The sequence below is a fragment of the Nocardia sp. NPDC051052 genome (assembly GCF_044456045.1).
Lineage (GTDB): Bacteria > Actinomycetota > Actinomycetes > Mycobacteriales > Mycobacteriaceae > Nocardia.
Genome location: NZ_JBITFL010000021.1, coordinates 92136 through 110619, shown reverse-complemented (window position 1 = coordinate 110619; position 18484 = coordinate 92136). Strand labels below are relative to the sequence as shown.

General features: G+C 64.5%; 8 protein-coding genes. 1 reads left to right on the top strand and 7 read right to left on the bottom strand.

Annotated elements, in window-relative coordinates:
• Positions 1–114: 114 nt before the first annotated feature.
• Complete coding sequence (locus ACIBCN_RS42205; protein ID WP_396998206.1) at positions 115–456, bottom strand: putative quinol monooxygenase; 342 nt, start codon at positions 454–456, stop codon at positions 115–117.
• A gap of 33 nt (positions 457–489) precedes the next feature.
• Entirely contained in the window at positions 490–2217 is a 1728-nt protein-coding gene (locus ACIBCN_RS42200; RefSeq protein WP_396998205.1) for a CocE/NonD family hydrolase, read from the bottom strand.
• A gap of 297 nt (positions 2218–2514) precedes the next feature.
• On the opposite strand from ACIBCN_RS42200, the gene ACIBCN_RS42195 reads away from it, so the two are divergent.
• Entirely contained in the window at positions 2515–3093 is a 579-nt protein-coding gene (locus tag ACIBCN_RS42195) for a TetR/AcrR family transcriptional regulator (RefSeq protein ID WP_396998204.1), read from the top strand.
• A gap of 67 nt (positions 3094–3160) precedes the next feature.
• On the opposite strand, the gene ACIBCN_RS42190 is transcribed toward ACIBCN_RS42195, so the two are convergent.
• From ACIBCN_RS42190 to ACIBCN_RS42170, 5 genes are all read right to left on the bottom strand, one after another.
• On the bottom strand, positions 3161–4171 hold the full coding sequence (locus tag ACIBCN_RS42190; protein WP_396998202.1) for an NADPH:quinone reductase: 1011 nt from the start codon (positions 4169–4171) through the stop codon (positions 3161–3163).
• 127 nt (positions 4172–4298) lie between these two features.
• Positions 4299–5042 carry a TetR/AcrR family transcriptional regulator gene (locus ACIBCN_RS42185; RefSeq protein WP_396998201.1) on the bottom strand — a complete coding sequence of 248 codons (744 nt, stop codon included), beginning with the start codon at positions 5040–5042 and terminating at the stop codon, positions 4299–4301.
• A gap of 212 nt (positions 5043–5254) precedes the next feature.
• The gene (locus ACIBCN_RS42180) at positions 5255–5983 is read right to left on the bottom strand and encodes a hypothetical protein (protein WP_396998200.1); all 729 of its coding nucleotides are present in this window, start codon (positions 5981–5983) and stop codon (positions 5255–5257) included.
• A 191-nt stretch (positions 5984–6174) separates the two neighbouring features.
• Positions 6175–7356 (bottom strand): hypothetical protein, encoded by a 1182-nt coding sequence (locus ACIBCN_RS42175; protein WP_396998198.1) that lies wholly within the window; start codon positions 7354–7356, stop codon positions 6175–6177.
• A 264-nt stretch (positions 7357–7620) separates the two neighbouring features.
• Positions 7621–18474, bottom strand: a complete 10854-nt coding sequence (locus ACIBCN_RS42170; protein ID WP_396998229.1) for an amino acid adenylation domain-containing protein — start codon at positions 18472–18474, stop codon at positions 7621–7623.
• Positions 18475–18484 lie beyond the last annotated feature (10 nt).

Genomic DNA, 18484 nt, shown 5'->3' with positions numbered 1-18484 from the left:
TCTGAGGAGCGGCCCGCCGTTGTCGTGGCTGCCGTCGACGATGAACTTGTCCCCTATCGCGAGCACCACGCACACCGCTGATCGCCTTTCGACGATCAGCGGTGTCGGCCGTAGTCAGATGGTCAGGCGGGCGGTGTCGGTCCCGCTGACGCTGAGAGTCAGTGGCGCCGGGCGTAATTCGACGGTGTGGGGTGCCGGGTCGACCAGGTCGAGGAGCCGGGGCAGGTAGTCGGTCAGCACGCCGCTGTTGTGTGCCGCCAAATCGGTTTCGGAGGCGTACTTTTCGATCACGGTGAGGCGGAGCGGGTCGGAGTCGGGCTCGACGTAGACGGCGTAGCGGTGTAGGCCCGGTTCGCTGCTCAGCACCGGGGGAATCAGCTCCGACAGCAGCGCGAGAAGTTCCCCGCCCCGCCCCGGCTTGGCCTGCAGACTGGCGATGACGACGATTTCGGACAAGGTGATCTCCTATGTTGTTGTGGCGGTGGATGTTCAGCTACCGAGCACGGGCAGGCGCAGCGCGGACGGTGTCGCAAGGCCGTGGTGCAGGGTGTGCTGTGCGGGGACGGCCTCGTCAAGGGTGCCGAACTCGGGAATGGTGCGGGTGTGCAGGTTGCGGCTGAAGCGCGGGAAGCTGAATCCTGCTATCTGTACGCGGATTTGGTGGCCGATGCCGAAGCGGTGCGCGACGTCGTTGAGGGTGACGGTCACCCGGGCGGGTTGTTCGGTGTCGAGCCAGTCGGTGTCGCCGCCGTCGCGGTAGCGGGCCCGCTGGGCTCCCTCGGCGACGTTGCGGGCGAAGCCGTCGGGCTCGACGTCGACCAGGGTGACGCACACATCCGCGTCCGGGGCGCTGCTGGTGAGGAAGACAACCAGTTCGGGTTGCCCGGCGATGGTCAGCTCGTCGGTCAGGGGATCGCTGGTGTAGACGAGCACATCGTCGCGCCCGTCGACCGCGCGTTGGTCCTGGATGCCCTGCGGCACCGCCGCGAGATCGCCATCGAACATGATCGCTCCGCCGTGCGTGGGGAACGGGTCGTGCGGGTCGGCGGTGAAGACGTCGGAGGTCGCGGCGGCCGTTTCGTGTTGTGCGCCTGAATGTTTCAGCCGCCCGTCGCCGGTGGCGGTACGCGCGTCGCCACCGGAGGCGAGGGCCCATTCTTCGACGGCCGTCGCCGGGGGCCAGGCGGGCGCGTACTCCCAGGTGTTCGAGCCACCCACGAAGTAGGCAACCCGGCCGGGTCCGGACAGGTACCGGGCGGCAGTGGGGTAGGCCGAGCCGTCGCCGCCGCGCAGGTGGCGGTCGAAGAACGCGGCGAGCACCGGATTCCAGGTGGGCACGCCGCCCGCGGCGTTGGGCAGTACGCGGGCACCGACCTCGCCGGCGGGGCCGTAGGTGCCGAAGTGGGTCCACGGTCCGGCGATGAGGGCGGCGTTCTCGTTGTCGGCGAGCTCGGTGGCCAGCCGGAACTGGGTGGGGCTTGTGAAGTCTTGGTAGCCGGTGATCTGCAGGAACGGGATGGTGACGCGTTCGGGTTCGGTGAGCAGCGTGGGCCGGTCCCAGAACGGATCGTGCGGTGAACGCAGCCAGTCGCGCCAGAAGGGCGCGACGCGGCCGTCGTCGAGCGGGCTGATATCGGTCAGCGGCAATCGGCCCACGGTGGCGCGGCGGTCGGCGAAGGCCTCGGTGAGCCACTGGACGACCTGTTCCCGCTCAGCCACGTCCAGTGCGGTGTGGTCGAGGCCCTCGAGGCACAGGCCGAGGCCGTAGGTGGTGAGGAAGCCCAGTTCGAAAACGCCGCCCGGCCGGGCGGTGTGGCGCATGTCGGCGGTGGCGACCAGGGCGACCGCGGCTTTGAGGCGCGGGTTGCGGGCGGCGACGGCCTGCAGGACGGCCATGCCGAGGTAGGACGAGCCGTAGATCCCGACGTTGCCATCGCTCCAGGATTGCGTTGCGGCCCAGTCGATCGCGTCGGAGGAGTCGTCGTATTCCTGTGTGATGAAGTCGAATTCGCCGCCGGACTCGAACCGGCCGCGGGTGTCTTGGACGAGCACCACGAAGCCCTGGCGGGCCAGCCACAGCGGGTCGGCCACGATCCCGGAAACCCGGTAGGGATCCCTGCGGTTGTAGGGGGTGCGGTGCAGCAAGACCGGCCAACGGCCGTCCTCGGCCGGGCGGTAGAGGTCGCCGGTGAGGGTGACGCCATCGCGGGTCGTCATCTCGATTCCTGCGTCGATGCGGGGTGGGTACATGGGTGATCTCCTCGAAGGTCGCTCTCGATCCGGATCGGCTCAGACGAGCCAGGGCCAGGCGTCCGCGGGTGTGCGTCGCCACGGCCTCAGCAAGTGGAGAGGACCGGTCGACCAGGATGTGCAGCTTTCCGCGCGTGATGAGATCGACGCTGTGCCCAGCGAAACGCAGTGCTTTCACGCTCCGACCATAATGCTATCCGTTAGTGTTTTGCAACGGATAGTGTTAAGTTTCTGATGCTACTTTGTATCTGATAGCATTATCGGATGACTGTGCCGACCGGACGTCGTGAGCGCAAGAAGGCCGCGACCCGCCAGAAGATCGCCGATACCGCACTGGCGTTGTTCCTGGAACGCGGATACGACGCGGTGGGCATCCGCGACGTTGCCGCCGAGGCCGACGTGGCCGTCACCACCCTCTTCTCCCATTTCGCGTCGAAAGAGGCCCTCGTCTTCGAGCAGGACGAGGACTTCGAACAAGCTCTCGTCCGAACGGTCACCGACCGGTCACCGGATCAGCCGCTACTGTCCGCGCTGCGCCGCGAGATCCACGCCATCGTGCGGCACTGCGCGTCGCCCGATGCCGCACCGATCTGGCAGATGATCGACCGCACACCCGCTCTGCGGGAATACGAGACGTCTATGCGACTGCGCTACGCGGAGTCGCTGGCCGCGGCGATCGCCGCAGGTCCGGATCCGGCACCCACCATGACGGCCTGCCGGGCGATCGCGAGATTCGTGATCGACGCACATCCGCTGGCCCGTGAAGCGCCAGACCCGGAGGCCGCGGTAAACGAGATCTTCTCGATGATCGAGGCGGCCTGGGAAGTCGCCCTCTCCGCGTGACCGCTCCCCCGGGTTGCCGGGGGCCGAAAACGCCTACGAGCCAGGCGTTTACGATGTCGACCGACACTCAGGCGATGTCCACGAGGACCTTGCCGACCACCCCTCGTTCGACGGCGTCGTGTGCGTTCCCGGTGTCGGTGAGGTCGTAGTGGTGCAGGGGCAGTCCGGCCGGTTCCCCCAACCGCAAGGCACCCTCGGTGAGGGCCTTGGTGATGTCGTCGACGGCCGCCCGTAGCAGCGTCTCGTCCAGGGTGTAGAGCAGGGCGAAGTCGAAGCGCAGATTCTTGGCGAGGGCCGCGCGCACCGGCAGCACCAGATCGGCGCCGCCGTCGTCGGCGTAGACCGCGATCGTGCCGTGGACCCTGGCCACCGCCAGGTTGAGGGCGATATTGGCAGCCGGTGCGACCTCGGCGATCAGATCGACCCCGGTAGGCGCGAGGGCCGATATCTCGGCCGCCGCGTCGCCCGCACGGTAGTTCACCACGTGGTGCGCGCCGGCGGCTCGGGCCAGCGTTGCCTTCTGTGCGGAACTGACGGTCGTGATAACGGTCGCCCCAGCCCAGCGAGCCAGCTGGATCGCCGCGTTGCCCACCGCGCCCGCGCCACCGGCGACGAGCACAATGTGCCCCGCCAGCGCACCGGCCGCGAGCCGGGACACGACACCGGAGGTCAGCAACCGATGCGCGGTGACGAACGGCACCCCCAACCCGGCCCCCAGCTCGAAGGAGGCGTTATCCGGCAGCGGCACAACATGATTCGCCGGTTGCGCCGTCAGTTCCGCGGTGGTGCCGTACGCCCGGCCGTGCCGAGCCATCAGCAGCCACACCCGATCGCCGACCCCGACGTGATCGACACCGGGACCGACCGCCTCGACGATGCCCGCGCCGTCGTGGCCCGGTGCGACCTCGCCGTAGGGATCGCTCATACCCACTCCCGCACGGCGTTTCCAGTCCGTCGGATTCACCCCCGAGCAGACGACACGAACGACCACTTCCCCCGGGCCTGCGGTGGGATCGGGGCGTTCGACGAGCCGCAGGACAGTGGAGGGACCGGTCTCGGAATGAACGACTGCTCTCATCCATCCACCCTAAGACTGACCGTTAGTAAACCGCAACGGATAGCTATTTGTACTCGGTATCATCAGCGGGCCGCTCGCAACCCGCCACACACCGGCTCCGAATACGCAACCGCGGGCTGAGGCCTCGTCAGTCCGCGATGGGGTTGAGCGCGGCCTGTCGTGCGAGATTGTCGATGAGCAGCCCGAGGGCGAAGTCGAACCGTTGGTGTCCGGTGCCCGAGGTCAATTCGGTCACGTACTTCCTGGTGTTCGGGAAGGTGGCCTCGGGCAGAGCGCTGAAGCGGGCCACCAGTTCCTCCGAACTCAACACCCACGTCGCGTCCTGGGATTTCTGCCGCTGCAGGACCAGGGAGTTTTCCAGCGCATAGCCCGCGACATAGAGGGACAGCACATCCATCCCCCAGGCCGCGATCTGTGGCTCGATGCCCGCCGCGAGCAGGATCGAGAAGATCCCCTCGGCCACTCGTAGGGCTTCGAGGTTGGTGGGCACCATCGCGAGCGCGGCCCGGGAGATGCCCGGGTATTTCAGGTACTGGTCGCGCAGCTGGGCGTACACGTCGCGGAGCTGCTCGCGCCACCGGGCCGGATCCGGCGTCGGCAGCACAATCTCGGAACACAGCCTGCCGACCAGCAGGTCGTCGATGTCGGCCTTGTTGACGATGTGGGCGTACAGCGAGGACGGCCCGGTTTCGAGCACGTTCGTGACGCTGCGGATCGTCAACGCGTCATACCCCTGCTCGGCCACCACCTGCAACGCGGCATCGGTGATCCGCTCGACCGTGATGGGCGCTTTCCGTGCCGACTGCCGCACAGCCCCGGCGTCAGGCTGGGCATGCCGGGCCGCCCGCCGCCGCTTGGGATCGCTTGCCATGCTTCGGACTATAGCTCGAAACGATCTAAGTTCGTAATGTAGAACTTAGATCGCTGGAACAGTTGATCGACGACTCCCGTACAGCCGTCGCAACCCTCAGCAGAATGCGCCCCGCGATCGACTCGCGGCTCTCCTCCGGAGAGATACGCGCCTCCACCATGCAGGAGCCAGCGGCCCACTCGCGTCGACTGGCTCGCGAAGACGCGGGAACCCTACTCCTGCAAAGTATCCGACGTGGCCCGGTGCAGATCGGTGCCATCGACTCGACACTCTGACGCTGTGCTGGCCGGCATCCGTTCGAAGTAGTCGCCGACGGCGAACCGCTTGCTGAGGTTGACCGACACTTCGTCGCGATCCTGATATTCCGATGCCTTGATGACCCGAAATTCGAAACTGACCCTAGTCCGGCCGGATGTATTCTTCACATTGCCATGCAAGAGGTCGGTTGCCTTGAAAATAAGAGCCGAGCCGACCGAGACGACGGCCGGTTTGAAGTCGCGGGCTCCGTGCGCTGACTCCAGCCATACACAATTTCGTTCGTTCACAGTGGTCAACGGTATCCAGATATTGGTCTCGCTGGCATGATGTCCGACGTCGCTGTCACGATGCCACTCGGCCACAGCGACATCGCCGGGCAACTGAAAACGAAAATTCGGCCGCGATTGATAAACGAGGCCCTCGCCGAACAATGGTCGAACCCAGTCGGCAACGAATCGGGTATAGACGTCGTAAAATTCCTGGCCGATCTTGTACAGCAGCCGGTGCAGGTCTGTTGCCTGCTCGTTTTCGGACGTCAGTCGCGGCGCATTGTGGTACTCGTGCAGATCTTCCAGTGCCTCGACACCTAGATGTGTGCGCATGAGCTGGTCGAACGGATACTTCCGCATATCGTATGGCAGGTCTTGCCAGGCGCGCTCCGACAACACCCCATGCCCTTCCATTGCCCGAATGCCACCGACACTGGACCCACGTCGGTCGACTACGGGCCGGAGGCAGTCTAACGGACGCTATAGGGCATCCCTGCCGAATCAAACGGGCGCGTCGCCGCGCCTGATCACAGCCGACGACCGATCCCTGCGCGGCCCCTTTGGAACCGCAGCGCCTGCGTCGCGGCACACACGAGGGTACTGACCTAACTATGTCGTCCCACCCGCCGCGACCGTAGCCACGCGGAGTAGTACGGGATACCGAACGGTCGGAACCAAATTTTCTGTACAAAGAACTGCCAGGCGGCGACGGTGACGCCGACCATGCCGATCCCGGTTACCGACAGCACCCACTCCCGGTCATGACTGCGAGCCAAGGCGATCATTCCCATGAGCGCCAGCACCAACGCGGCGAGGAAACCGAAGCCAACCAGGACATCCACTAGGCGGCGACGAAACTTCGCGTTGCGGTGGTGTTTACGGACCTCCTCCATCAACTCATCCGAGAGTGCCGTTTCCGCGATACGGGACGCCAACTTGATCTGGGATGCCGAGATCCACATGGTGGAAGCCAGTATGAGTCCCTTGCCGCGCACCTTCGCCAAGAGCACTGGGCCCCTGTCGCTGTCGGGGCCGTCGTTGTACAGCAACGGTATCCAGTCCGAGCCCCACCAGGTAAACCAGCCGAACCATATCGAAGTCGATATACCGTTGCGCGGGTCGTACCGTATTCCACCCCGCGCCCGCCCATCACTGTTCTTCGGTATGAATTCGTCTGGGACATAACCGAAGATCTCGTGTGGTCGCGGCTTGCACAGGTTCAGCTCGGGGTCCAGCGGATCGGACAGTCCGCGCAGAATCGGATGGTTTTTCCGTGCGCGATCCCGCCGCGCCCTGGTGCCGTGAGCGGTTGCCCGACTGGGCCAGTCGGTGACGACCCGAAGCTCACCCGCCCCGAGCACGGCATCGTAGGACTCTTGCACGGGACGCGACTGGGCCGTCTGCGACTCGATGAAAACGATCGCCTGCCCTTTCATCAGTTCACCCACATGGGCCCTCGCCTGCGTTCGCAAGTACGTCAATGTCGCATCGGACCTGTACAGCGGATCGCCATTGGCCGAGTCCCAGCTGATGACGAACAGCTTCGTCGCAGAGTACAGCTCGGTGGACGTCGGAAAGGTCGTGACAGTGTAGATCTCCGGATCAGGGATCGAATCTTGTGAATCCTCGGCCGACAGCCGAATATCTTTCCAGAAACAATATCGGGATGGCGGCGGATTCCGCATATAGGGAGTAGGTAGCTGAAAATTCAGAATACCTCGCGCACCTGCGGCGGTTTCGCCGGGATCGGCGATGACCACAATCCTCTTGTGTGGCAAATCGGACATACCGTAACCAACCTCCGAAGGGGCGAAGTCCAGCGATAGACTCCGCGGCCATTCAACGAGTCTAAGGCCTGATTGCCCGGCACCGCTGTCGTTCTCGCAGCCGACGCTCGCGACAAGCGACTCAACAGTATTCCAGAAGTGGCGCCAGCAGCCGTTCGCGCAAACCCGCTCCAGGTGCCACAGAATTCAGCGTCAGCGGCAAACTCCGTAGGTGCGGGTTCATAGGCTTGCGGCAAACTTGATATCTAGGGGCGGGCCAGCGCTTCAGCTGAGATAGGGGGCGGTTGGCAACCGGTTGGACAGGTTTCGGACAGTCCGGTCTGTGAAGATGTCTCTCAGTTCAACTGTGACTCCAATGGACTCCGCTATCCGGCCGACGAGGCGCATGACCAGCAGTGAATGGCCGCCCAGGTCGAAGAAGGAATCGTCGATTCCGACCTGGTTCACGTCGAGTACCTCGGCGAATACGGCGCAGAGTTGTTCTTCCCGGGGTGTTCTCGGCGCTCGATACGTGCCAGAGGTAAAGACCGGGGCGGGTAGGGCTTTGCGGTCGATTTTTCCGGTGGTGCCCAACGGGAACGCGTCGAGCACGGTCAGCGCGGCTGGCACCATGTACTCGGGGAGCAGATTCGATACGTATTCCCGTACCGCCGAAACCTGCACTCCCGCATCGTGATCGACCGGTATCAGATAGGCCGCCAGTTGATTGCCGACGTGGCTGTCTCTGGCCGCCACCACTGCCCGCGCCACCGAGGGATGACTGGACAGCGCCGACTCGACCTCGCCGGGTTCGATCCGGAATCCGCGTAGCTTCACCTGGTCGTCGGCGCGTCCCGCGTACACCAGTTGTCCGTCGGGATTCCAGCGTGCCAGATCTCCGGTGCGGTACAACCGTCCACCCGGCCGCACCGCGAACGGGTCGGCGACGAACCGCGTCGCGGTGAGTCCGCCGCGACGCAGATACCCGCGGGCCAATCCGGCACCGGCTACATACAACTCACCCACTACGCCGCGCGGCACCAGGCGCAGCGCGGGGTCCAGCACGTACACCCGCGTGTTGTCCACCGGTCTGCCGATCGGCACCGATGCCGCATCGGGCGCACTGTCGGCCGCTGCCCACGTACTGTCGGCACTGACCTCGGACGATCCGTAGAAGTTCAGTAACCGACTGTCCGGCAACACCTTCGAGAACTCTTCAGCGACCGACATCGGCAATGGTTCGCCACTGCTCACCCACAGCGTGCAGCCGGCCGCACGGCTGATGCGACCGTCGGCCACCATGACGGCCAACAGGCTCGGCACCAACACAATTCGCGTTACCTCGTACCGCTCCATGAGGGTGAGCAGCTCGGCGACATCACGCGCCTGATCCCCGTCGGCGACCACAACGGTGCCGCCGTGCGCCAACGGCCCGACGATTTCGAACAGGGAGTCCAAGAAGCTCAAAGACGTTTTTGCGCAGACGACTTCACCCGGCTGCCACGGCAACATCCGCTGGCACCAGGCCAATCGGTTCGCCACACCGGCATGGGTGCCGACGACACCCTTCGGCTCGCCTGTGGAACCGGACGTGTAGACGACATAGGCCGCGTTGTCCGGATCGACAGATGGCAGGGGCGCCCCATCGGCATGATGGTCGCGCGCCACCGCCATGGACGCTGTGTCGAGCACCGTGACGGGCCGTGCATCCGTCATCATGTATCGGATCCGCGATGCGGGGTATTCCAGATCCACTGGCAAGTAGGCGGCCCCGGCTTTGAGCACGCCGAGCACCGCGATCACCATCTCGGCGGACCGCGGCAACTGCACTGCCACTACGTCTTCGACGGCGACGCCTTGCGCGGCCAGCCAGCGCGCCAGCTGGCCGACCCGGGCATTCAGCTGGGCGTAGGTCAGCTCGACGGCACCACAGATCAGTGCCGTCGCGTTCGGGGTCGCGGCTACCTGCGCGGCGAACATGTCCGGCAGCATCGCCGTCGGCGCTGACGCCGCGGTGTCGTTCCAGGTATGCAACTGCCTGCTCTCGCCGGGCAGCAATACCTCGAGGTCCGACACCGCCATCGCCGGGGCTGCGACGACCGTTTCGAGTACGCGCAGGAATCGGTCGGTAAACAACTCGACCGTCCGCTGATCGAACAGATCGGTCGAATACTCGACCGTACCCGCGTAGCCCGCGCCGGCCTTCTCCGCCAGCGCGAAGAACAGGTCGAATTTGGCGGTTCCGGTGTGTGCCGACACCGGCGAGACATCGACACCGTCGATTTCGAACGTGTGAGACATGTTGTTCTGCAGCGAGAACACGACCTGGCACAGCGGGTGGTACGCCGTCGAACGCACCGGATTCAGCAGCTCTATCAGCCGCTCGAACGGCAGATCCTGATTCTCGTACGCCCGCAACGCCTTTCCCCGCACCTGATCGAGAACATCCTGGAACCGGACTCCCCTGGAGAACTCCACCCGCAGTACCCATGTATTGACGAAGAATCCGACCAGGTCGGCCAACGCCGCATCGGTCCGGCCGGCGATCGGGGTGCCGATCGGAATGTCCTCCCCCGCACCGATTTTGTGCAGCAGAACAGCGAAGGCCGATTGCAACACCATCGACGCGGTCGCTCCGCTCCCCCGCGCCAGCCGTTCCACCGCCGACCGCAACTCGGCACCGACGGCGAACTCGAGCATGCCGCCTCGCGAGCTCGCCACCCTCGGCCGCGGACGATCGAACGGCAACGTCAACTGCTCGGGCAGACCCGCCAACTCCTTGCACCAGTACTCGAACTGCAGCGAAGACACACTCCCCGGATCCGCCGGGTCCCCCAGCAAGTCCCGCTGCCACAACGCATAGTCCGCGTACTGCACCGGCAACTCCGGCCATTCGGCCACTCGCCCTGCGCATCTGGCCGCATAGGCAGCCGAGAGGTCCCGCATCAACGGGCCCAATGAACCGCCATCCGACGCAATATGGTGGACCACCAGAACCAGCACATATTCATCGATGTCGGTGCGGAACACACTGGCCCGCAACGGAATCTCCGTCGACAGATCGAACTGTCGACACGCGGCATCTTGGATCGCCGCTTCCACATCCGCGACATCCGACACGATCGCCGGCACATGAACGTCCGTGAGTGCGCGCTGCACTGGCACACCATCGACCTCGGCGAACACCGTCCGCAGGCTCTCATGCCTGCCCACCACGTCTCCCACCGCCGACACCAACGCCTCGACATCGACCCGCCCGGCCAATCGCACCGCCAACGGCACGTTGTAGGTCGCCGACGCGCCCTCGAACCGATGCAGGAACCACATCCGCTGCTGCGCAAACGACAACGGGACACGCTCCGCACGCGATCGCCCGATCAACGCTGGCCGCAACGGGGCGCTCGCGTCTAAACAAGCTGCCAGCAACGTAGGTGTCGGCGCGTCGAACACCGTCAGCATCGGCACCTCGATCCCCATGACCACCCGAATCCGGCTGACCAGACGAGTAACTATCAGCGAATGCCCACCCAGCTCGAAGAAGTCGTCGTCGGCACCGACCCGCCGCGCACCGAGGACCTCCGCGAAGAGTTCGGCAAGGATCTGCTCGTGTGGTGTCGCGGGCGCCCGATACGGCGCACGATGTGTTGTGCCGGTTGTTAATTGCTCGCTCTCGAGGGTGCCCGGACTGCCGACCCGCTTGAGCGACGCCAGCTCAGCGACCCTCGTCGCCGGATCAGCCACGACCGCTTCCAGCAAGCGCACGAACAGGTCGACGAACATGCGGACGGTGCGTTGGTCGAACAGATCGGTCGAGTACTCGACAACACCTGCGTAGCCACCGGCGTTCAATTCTTCGAACGCGAACAGTAAGTCGAACCTCGAGGTCCCCGTGTCCACCGGCAACGCGTCGACCTCGACACCCGGGAGATCGAACTCGTGAAACATGTTGTGCTGCACGGTGAACATCACCTGGAACAGTGGATGATAGGCCGTCGACCGCACCGGATTCAGCAGCTCGATCAACCGCTCGAACGGCAGATCCTGATTCTCATAGGCCCGCAACGCTTTACCCCGCACCTGATCGAGAACATCCGCGAACCGAACATCCCCTGACACGTCGACTCGCAGCACCCACGTGTTGACGAACAACCCCACCAGGTCGGCCAGCGCCGCATCGGTCCGACCGGCGATCGGCGTCCCTATCGGAATATCCACTCCCGCACCGAGCTTGTGCAGCAGAACCGCATAGACAGCCTGCAGCACCATCGACGCGGTCGTGCCCCGACTCTGCGCCAATACCGCTACCGCCGAACGTAATCCGGCATCGATCGTGAACTCGACGACGCCACCCCGTAAACTCATCGTCTTCGGCCGCGGCCGATCGAACGGCAGCATCAATCGCTCCGGCAGACCCGCCAACTCCGCGCGCCAGTACTCGTACTGCGCCGCCGACACACTCTCCGGATCCGCCGCATCCCCGAGTAGTTCCCGCTGCCACAACGCATAGTCGAAGTACCGCACCGCCGACACCGGCCATTCGGGCGCCTGCCCCGCGCACCTGGCCGCATACGCAACCGAGAGATCTCGGATCAGCGGCCCCAGAGACCCACCATCCGAGGCAATATGGTGCACGACAAGCACTAACACGTGCATATCGGCGCTTTGCCGAAAGACACTGGCTCGCAACGGAATATCGGCCGATAGATCGAATCGATAACCCGCCGCACCCCGCACCGCACCAACCACCTCCGATTCACCGACATCGGACACCTCGACCGCCAGCTCCGCGACATCGAGCACGCGCGGCTCCGGCACACCATCGACCTCGGCGAAAACCGTCCGCAGCGTCTCATGCCTGCCCACCACATCCTCGATCGCCGACACCAGCGCCTCGACATCCATCCGCCCGGTCAACCGCACCGCCAACGGCACGTTGTACGTCGCCGAGGCCCCATGCAGCCGATCCAGGAACCACATCCGCTGCTGCGCAAACGACATCGGAACAGGCTCGGGACAGACGTGTCCGATCAGTGCCGGACGGATAGGCAGACTCGCATCGAGCCGAGTCGCCAACAGCGCGGGAGTCGGCGCATCGAACACCGTCAGAATCGGCACCTCGATCCCCATGACCACCCGAATCCGGCTGACCAGCCGAGTAACCGCCAAAGAGTGCCCACCCAGGCTGAAGAAATCATCATCGGCACCCACCCGGTCCACGCCGAGGATCTCGGCGAACAACTTGGTAAGCGCCAACTCCGGCAACGACTCCGGCGCCCGATACCCAGCACTGGCCACGAACCGTGGCGCGGGCAGCGCCCGCATATCCACTTTGCCGTTGGCAGTCAACGGGAGCTCGCCGAGCACCATCATCGTCGCGGGCACCATGTACGACGGCAGCGCATTACTGAGGGCGGCGCGTACGGCATCGGTGTCGATGGCACAACCCGCGGCCGCGACCAGATAGGCGACGAGTTGATCGCCGAGATGCTCATCGGTGCGGACCACCACGATCGCCTGTCCAACCGAATCCAGCGCGGTCAGCGCTGCCGCCACTTCGCCGGGCTCGATCCGCATCCCGCGTAGCTTCACCTGAAAGTCGTTGCGGCCCAGGTATTCCAGTTCACCGGCTGACGTCCACTTGGCCCGGTCACCGGTGCGATACATCCGTTCACCCGGCACGAACGGATCCGCCACGAATCGACCCGCCGTCAGCTCCGGCCGCCTCACATAACCGCGCCCCACCTGAGCGCCCGCCAGATACAGCTCACCGGCCACCCCCACCGGCACCAACCCCAGACCCGCGTCCAACACATAGGCCCGCGTGTTGGACACCGGACGACCGATCGGCACCGCCAGCACATCCAGCGCGGTCACCTCGTGAGCGGTGACATCTACCGCCGCCTCGGTCGGACCGTACAGGTTGTGCAACCGCGCACCGGTCAGCTCCCGCGCTAGCTGCGCAGTGCCACCTGGCAACGCCTCACCCGAGGCGAAAATGTCACGCAGACTCCGGCATTCAGCGGCCCTGGGCTCGGCGAGGAATACCGCGAGCATCGACGGCACGAAATGCACAGTGCTGACCCGCTGTTCAGTAATGACCCGCACCAGATACCCCGGATCCCGATGCCCGCCGGGCTTGGCGACCACTAGTCGCGCGCCGATCTGCAACGGCCAGAACAGCTCCCACACCGACACATCGAACGTCACCGGCGTCTTCTGCAACACCACATCGTCCTGGCGCAGCCCGTACTCCGCCTGCATCCAGACCAGACGGTTGACTATCGCACCCTGCGACACCGCGACCCCCTTCGGCCGTCCGGTCGAGCCGGAGGTGAAGATCACGTACGCGGTATGGCCCGCCCGCAGTCGCCGCTCGGCGGCGGTGAGCGGCGCCTTGCCGAAGCCGGACAGGTCGAGTTCATCGATGCGGACCTGGCGCCCATAATCGGTCGGTAGGTCGGCGCCCGAGGTCAGCACGACCACCGGACGCGCGGTGTCGAGAATGTAGTCGATGCGTCCAGCCGGATGGTCAGGATCCAACGGCACATACCCGCCGCCAGCAATCAGCACGGCGTATATACCGACCACCAGATCGATAGAGCGCGGCATACCGATGCCCACCAGCGAATCGGGCCGCACACCCAGCGCAATAAGATACCGCGCAAGCTGATTCACCCGATCGGCCAAGTCGCCATAGGACAGCGTGGCCCCCTGGAACGTCACCGCCGCCGCCCCCGGAGTCCGCCTTACCTGCGCCTCAAACATTGATGCCAACGTCGCCGTGCTATCCACCTCGTGCACAGCGTCGTCCCACGCCCGAACAAGCAGTGCCCGCTCACCAGGGTCCAGTATCTCGACTTCGCCGACCGTGATTGCCGGGTTGCTCAGTACGGTCTCGAGCACCAGCATGAACCGGTTGGCGATCAACCTGACGGTGTGTTGTTCGAACAGGTCGGTCGAGTACTCGACAACGCCCGCGTAGCCGCCGGCGTGCTGCTCCTCGAGCGCGAAGAACAGGTCGAACCGGGCTGTCCCTGTGTGGACCGGTATCGAGGCGACATCGATACCGAGGAGGTCGAACTCGTGAAACATGTTGTTCTGCAATGCGAACATCACCTGGAACAGGGGTTGATGTGCGGTCGACCGCATCGGGTTCAACAGCTCTATCAACCGCTCGAACGGCAGATCCTGATTCTCATAGGCGCGCAACGCCTTTCCCCGCACCTGATCCAAAACATCCTCGAAACGAAGACCTCTCGACACATCCACTCGCAGCACCCACGTGTTCGCGAAGAACCCCACCAGGTCGGCCAAGGCCGCATCGGTCCGACCAGCGATCGGGCTGCCGATCGGAATATCTTCTCCCACACCGATCTTGTGCAGCAGAACCGCGAAAGCGGACTGCAAGACCATCGACGCTGTCGCCTCCAGACTCCGTGCCAGTCGCTCTACCACCGTTCTCAGCTCGGTATCGATGGCGAACTCGACGACACCGCCCCGCGAGCTCGCCACCTTCGACGGCGGCCGATCGAAGGGCAGCATCAACCGCTCGGGAACGCCTGCCAGCTCCTTACGCCAGTACTCGAACTGCAGTGACGACATGCTCTCCGGGTCCGCCGGATCCCCCAGCAACTCCCGCTGCCACAGCGCATAGTCCGCGTATTGCACCGGCAACACCGCCCAATCCGGTGCCCGCCCCGCACATCTGGCCGTGTACGCAACCGATAGGTCCCGCGCCAACACCGGCAACGACCCACCGTCAGTCGCAATGTGGTGCAGCACCAGTACCAATACACACTCACCGACACCGTCGCGAAACACACTGGCCCGCAACGGAATATCAACCGCCAGATCGAACCGATAGCAAGCCGCGGCCCGCACTGCCGCGCCGATATCCTCGACCTCCGACACCAGCACGTCGACATCTGCCACCTCGACCACCCGCTGCACCGCCACACCCTCGACCTCGGCGAACACCGTCCGCAGGCTCTCGTGCCTGCCGATCACGTCGCCGAGCGCCGACCCGAGCGCCGCGAAATCGACCCGCCCGGTCAACCGCACCGCCAACGGCACGTTGTACGTCGCCGACGCCCCATGGCACCGATACAAAAACCACATCCGCTCCTGAGCAAACGACAGCGGAATACGCTTCGGACGAGCGAGAGCGGTCAGTGCCGGACGCACGGAAACACCGGCATCGAGACGAGTCGCCAACAGCGCGGGAGTCGGCGCATCGAACACCGTCAGGATCGGCACCTCGATCCCCACGACGACCCGAATCCGGCTCACCAGGCGCGTGGCCAGCAGCGAATGCCCACCCAGCTCGAAGAAGTCATCGTCGGCACCGACCCGATCCACCCCGAGGACCTCGGCGAACAGCTCGGCCACGACCCGCTCCTCCGACGTAACGGGAGCCCGGTAACCATGACTGGAGCGGAACTCTGGAGCGGGCAGTGCACGAATATCCAACTTGCCGTTGGCGATCAGCGGAAACTCATCGAGCACCACCACCGTCGGCACCAGGTGCTCAGGCAACCGATCCTGCGCATAACGACGCAGTGCCGTCGCCAACAGCCGCCCACGGGGATTGCTCGCGTAGCCAGCCGGCGCTTGCAACGGCCCATCCGGCAGATAGACGTCGGTCAGCGGCCCGCGATCGGCCCGGCCGTTAATGAAGACCGCGTCCATCCGACCCTTTCGCGTCGACCAGGTAACTGCCGTCGTATAGCCATACTCGTGGCCGAGCAGGTGTAGTTCTTCGGGCAGCATTCCGAGGGAATCCGTTGGCAGGCCGCCGGTTACGAGGGCGACGGATCGCATATCGCGTCCGATTCCCTCGTGCGGGATATCCGTGAGACGAAACGACCGCGCATCGTCCGCGGCCAGGGCCGATCTCAGAGCGGCACGATCAGCGAACCGGATCCTCGGCTCGGCTGCCAGAGATACAGCGTCCGTTGGCTTTTTGCGCAGCACAACGTCGTATCGGTAACAGGTCAACTCATTGACCACGTTGCCGCGCTTCAACTGGATATCGACGGCTGCTATCTCGTCGACCACCTGCGCGAGGGCACTGAAGTACTCGGGCGCCAGCAACAGCTCCTCTTCGGCCTGCGCGGCGGCGCGGACCCGAGACCGGATGAATTCCGGATCGGCATCGCGATGTCTGGCCGCCTGCACCGCGGTCGAAAACTCCTCCAGAAGAGCCCAATTACGGATGTCGCCGAGGAAGATCGCCCCGCCCGGCGCGAGCAACGCCAGCGCCTGCTCGAGCACTCGGCGCAGGTAGCTTTCGCTCGGAAAGTACTGCACCACCGAGTTCAGGATGATCGTGTCGAACCGGTCTCGTGGCAATCCGCGCGTGTCGTGTGCCGCACGCATTTCCACGATGGCGCGTTCGGCCCACCCGATATCGGCCAATCCCTGCCGCACATTCCGGATCGCCGACTCGGAAACGTCGGTGCCCCAGTACTCTTCGCATTCGAGCGCGAGTTCGGACATCAGCAGCCCGGACCCGACCCCGATCTCGAGCACCCGGCGCGGGCCCAGCGCGCGAATACGGTCGACGGTCGAGTCTCGCCACTGCCGCATATCGTCGATCGGTATCGGCGCATCGGTGTAGCTGTCATGCCATCCCGCGAAGTCCGTACCCAATGCGGCCCCACCACCCGAATACACTTCGTTGTAAAGGCGCTGCCAATGGTCGACCATCTCGGCTTCGACGTTGTCAGCTGAACCGAACGCACCACCGTCCGGATCGACGGTGACATACCCGAGAAGCTGTTGATCGCCATGCCGAGCCTGGACCGTGACCACGGCGCGAGTCACCGCCGGGTGCGCGGACAGTACGGCTGCTATTTCACCGGGTTCGATACGGATCCCCCGAATCTTCACCTGAAAGTCCGTGCGCCCCAGGTACTCCAGTTCCCCAGCAGCGGTCCACCGCACCTGATCCCCGGTGCGATACATCCGCTCACCCACCACGAACGGGTCGGCCACGAAACGTTCCGCCGTCAGATCCGCACGCCCCACATACCCACGCGCCAACTGAACACCCGCCAAATACAGTTCACCGGTCTGAACCGGTCGCAACCGCTCATCCAGCACATAAACCCGGGTGTTGCACACCGGACGACCTATGGGCACCGACACCACATCCGCCGCACTCACCCGGTGATACGTGACATCAATCGCTGCCTCCGTTGGACCGTACAAATTGTGCAACCGAGCGCCGGTCAACGAAACAAACGCCTGCGCCACCGATCCCGGCAACGCCTCACCCGAGGCGAAAACGTCACGCAGACCCCGACATTTGGCCGCCTTCGGCTCGGCAACGAATATCGCCAACATCGAAGGCACAAAATGGGCGACCGTGATACCAGCATCCACGCTCAGATCGGCCAAATACCTCGGATCACGATGCCCACCCGGCTCAGCGACCACGAGACGCGCGCCAACCTGCAACGGCCAGAACAACTCCCACACCGATACATCGAACGTCACCGGCGTCTTCTGCAATACCACATCATCAACGCCCAGCGCATACTCCGCCTGCATCCACATCAGCCGATTCACGATCGCCGCATGCGACACCGTCACCCCCTTGGGCTGACCGGTCGAACCGGAAGTGAACATCACATACGCGACATTCGATGCCCGCAATTCCCCCAATCGCTCCGCATCGGAGACAGGATCCGACGAAAACCCCGACACATCAACACAATCAACCTCCACCACCCTGGCACCCGCATCGAATCCCGCACCCGCCACGACCAAGACGCACACCGCATCCGTCGCATCGAGCACAAATCGACCACGCCCGGCCGGATGTTCCGGATCCAACGGCACACACCCGCCGCCGGCCACCATCACCGCATACATGCCGACCATCAGCTCGAAAGAACGCCCCATCGCCACACCCACCAGCGATTCCGGCCCCACCCCCAGCGAAATCAAATATCGGGCCAACCGATTCACCCGCCCGGAAAACTCCCCATACGACAAAGACGTCCCCTCGAACGTCATCGCGATCGCCCCGGGAGTCCGCGCGACCTGCGCCTCGAACAGCGACACCAACGTCACCACATCGCCGATCGCGCCGTCCCACGATCCCCCGATCAACGCCCGCTCAGCAGGATCCACCATGGGAGAT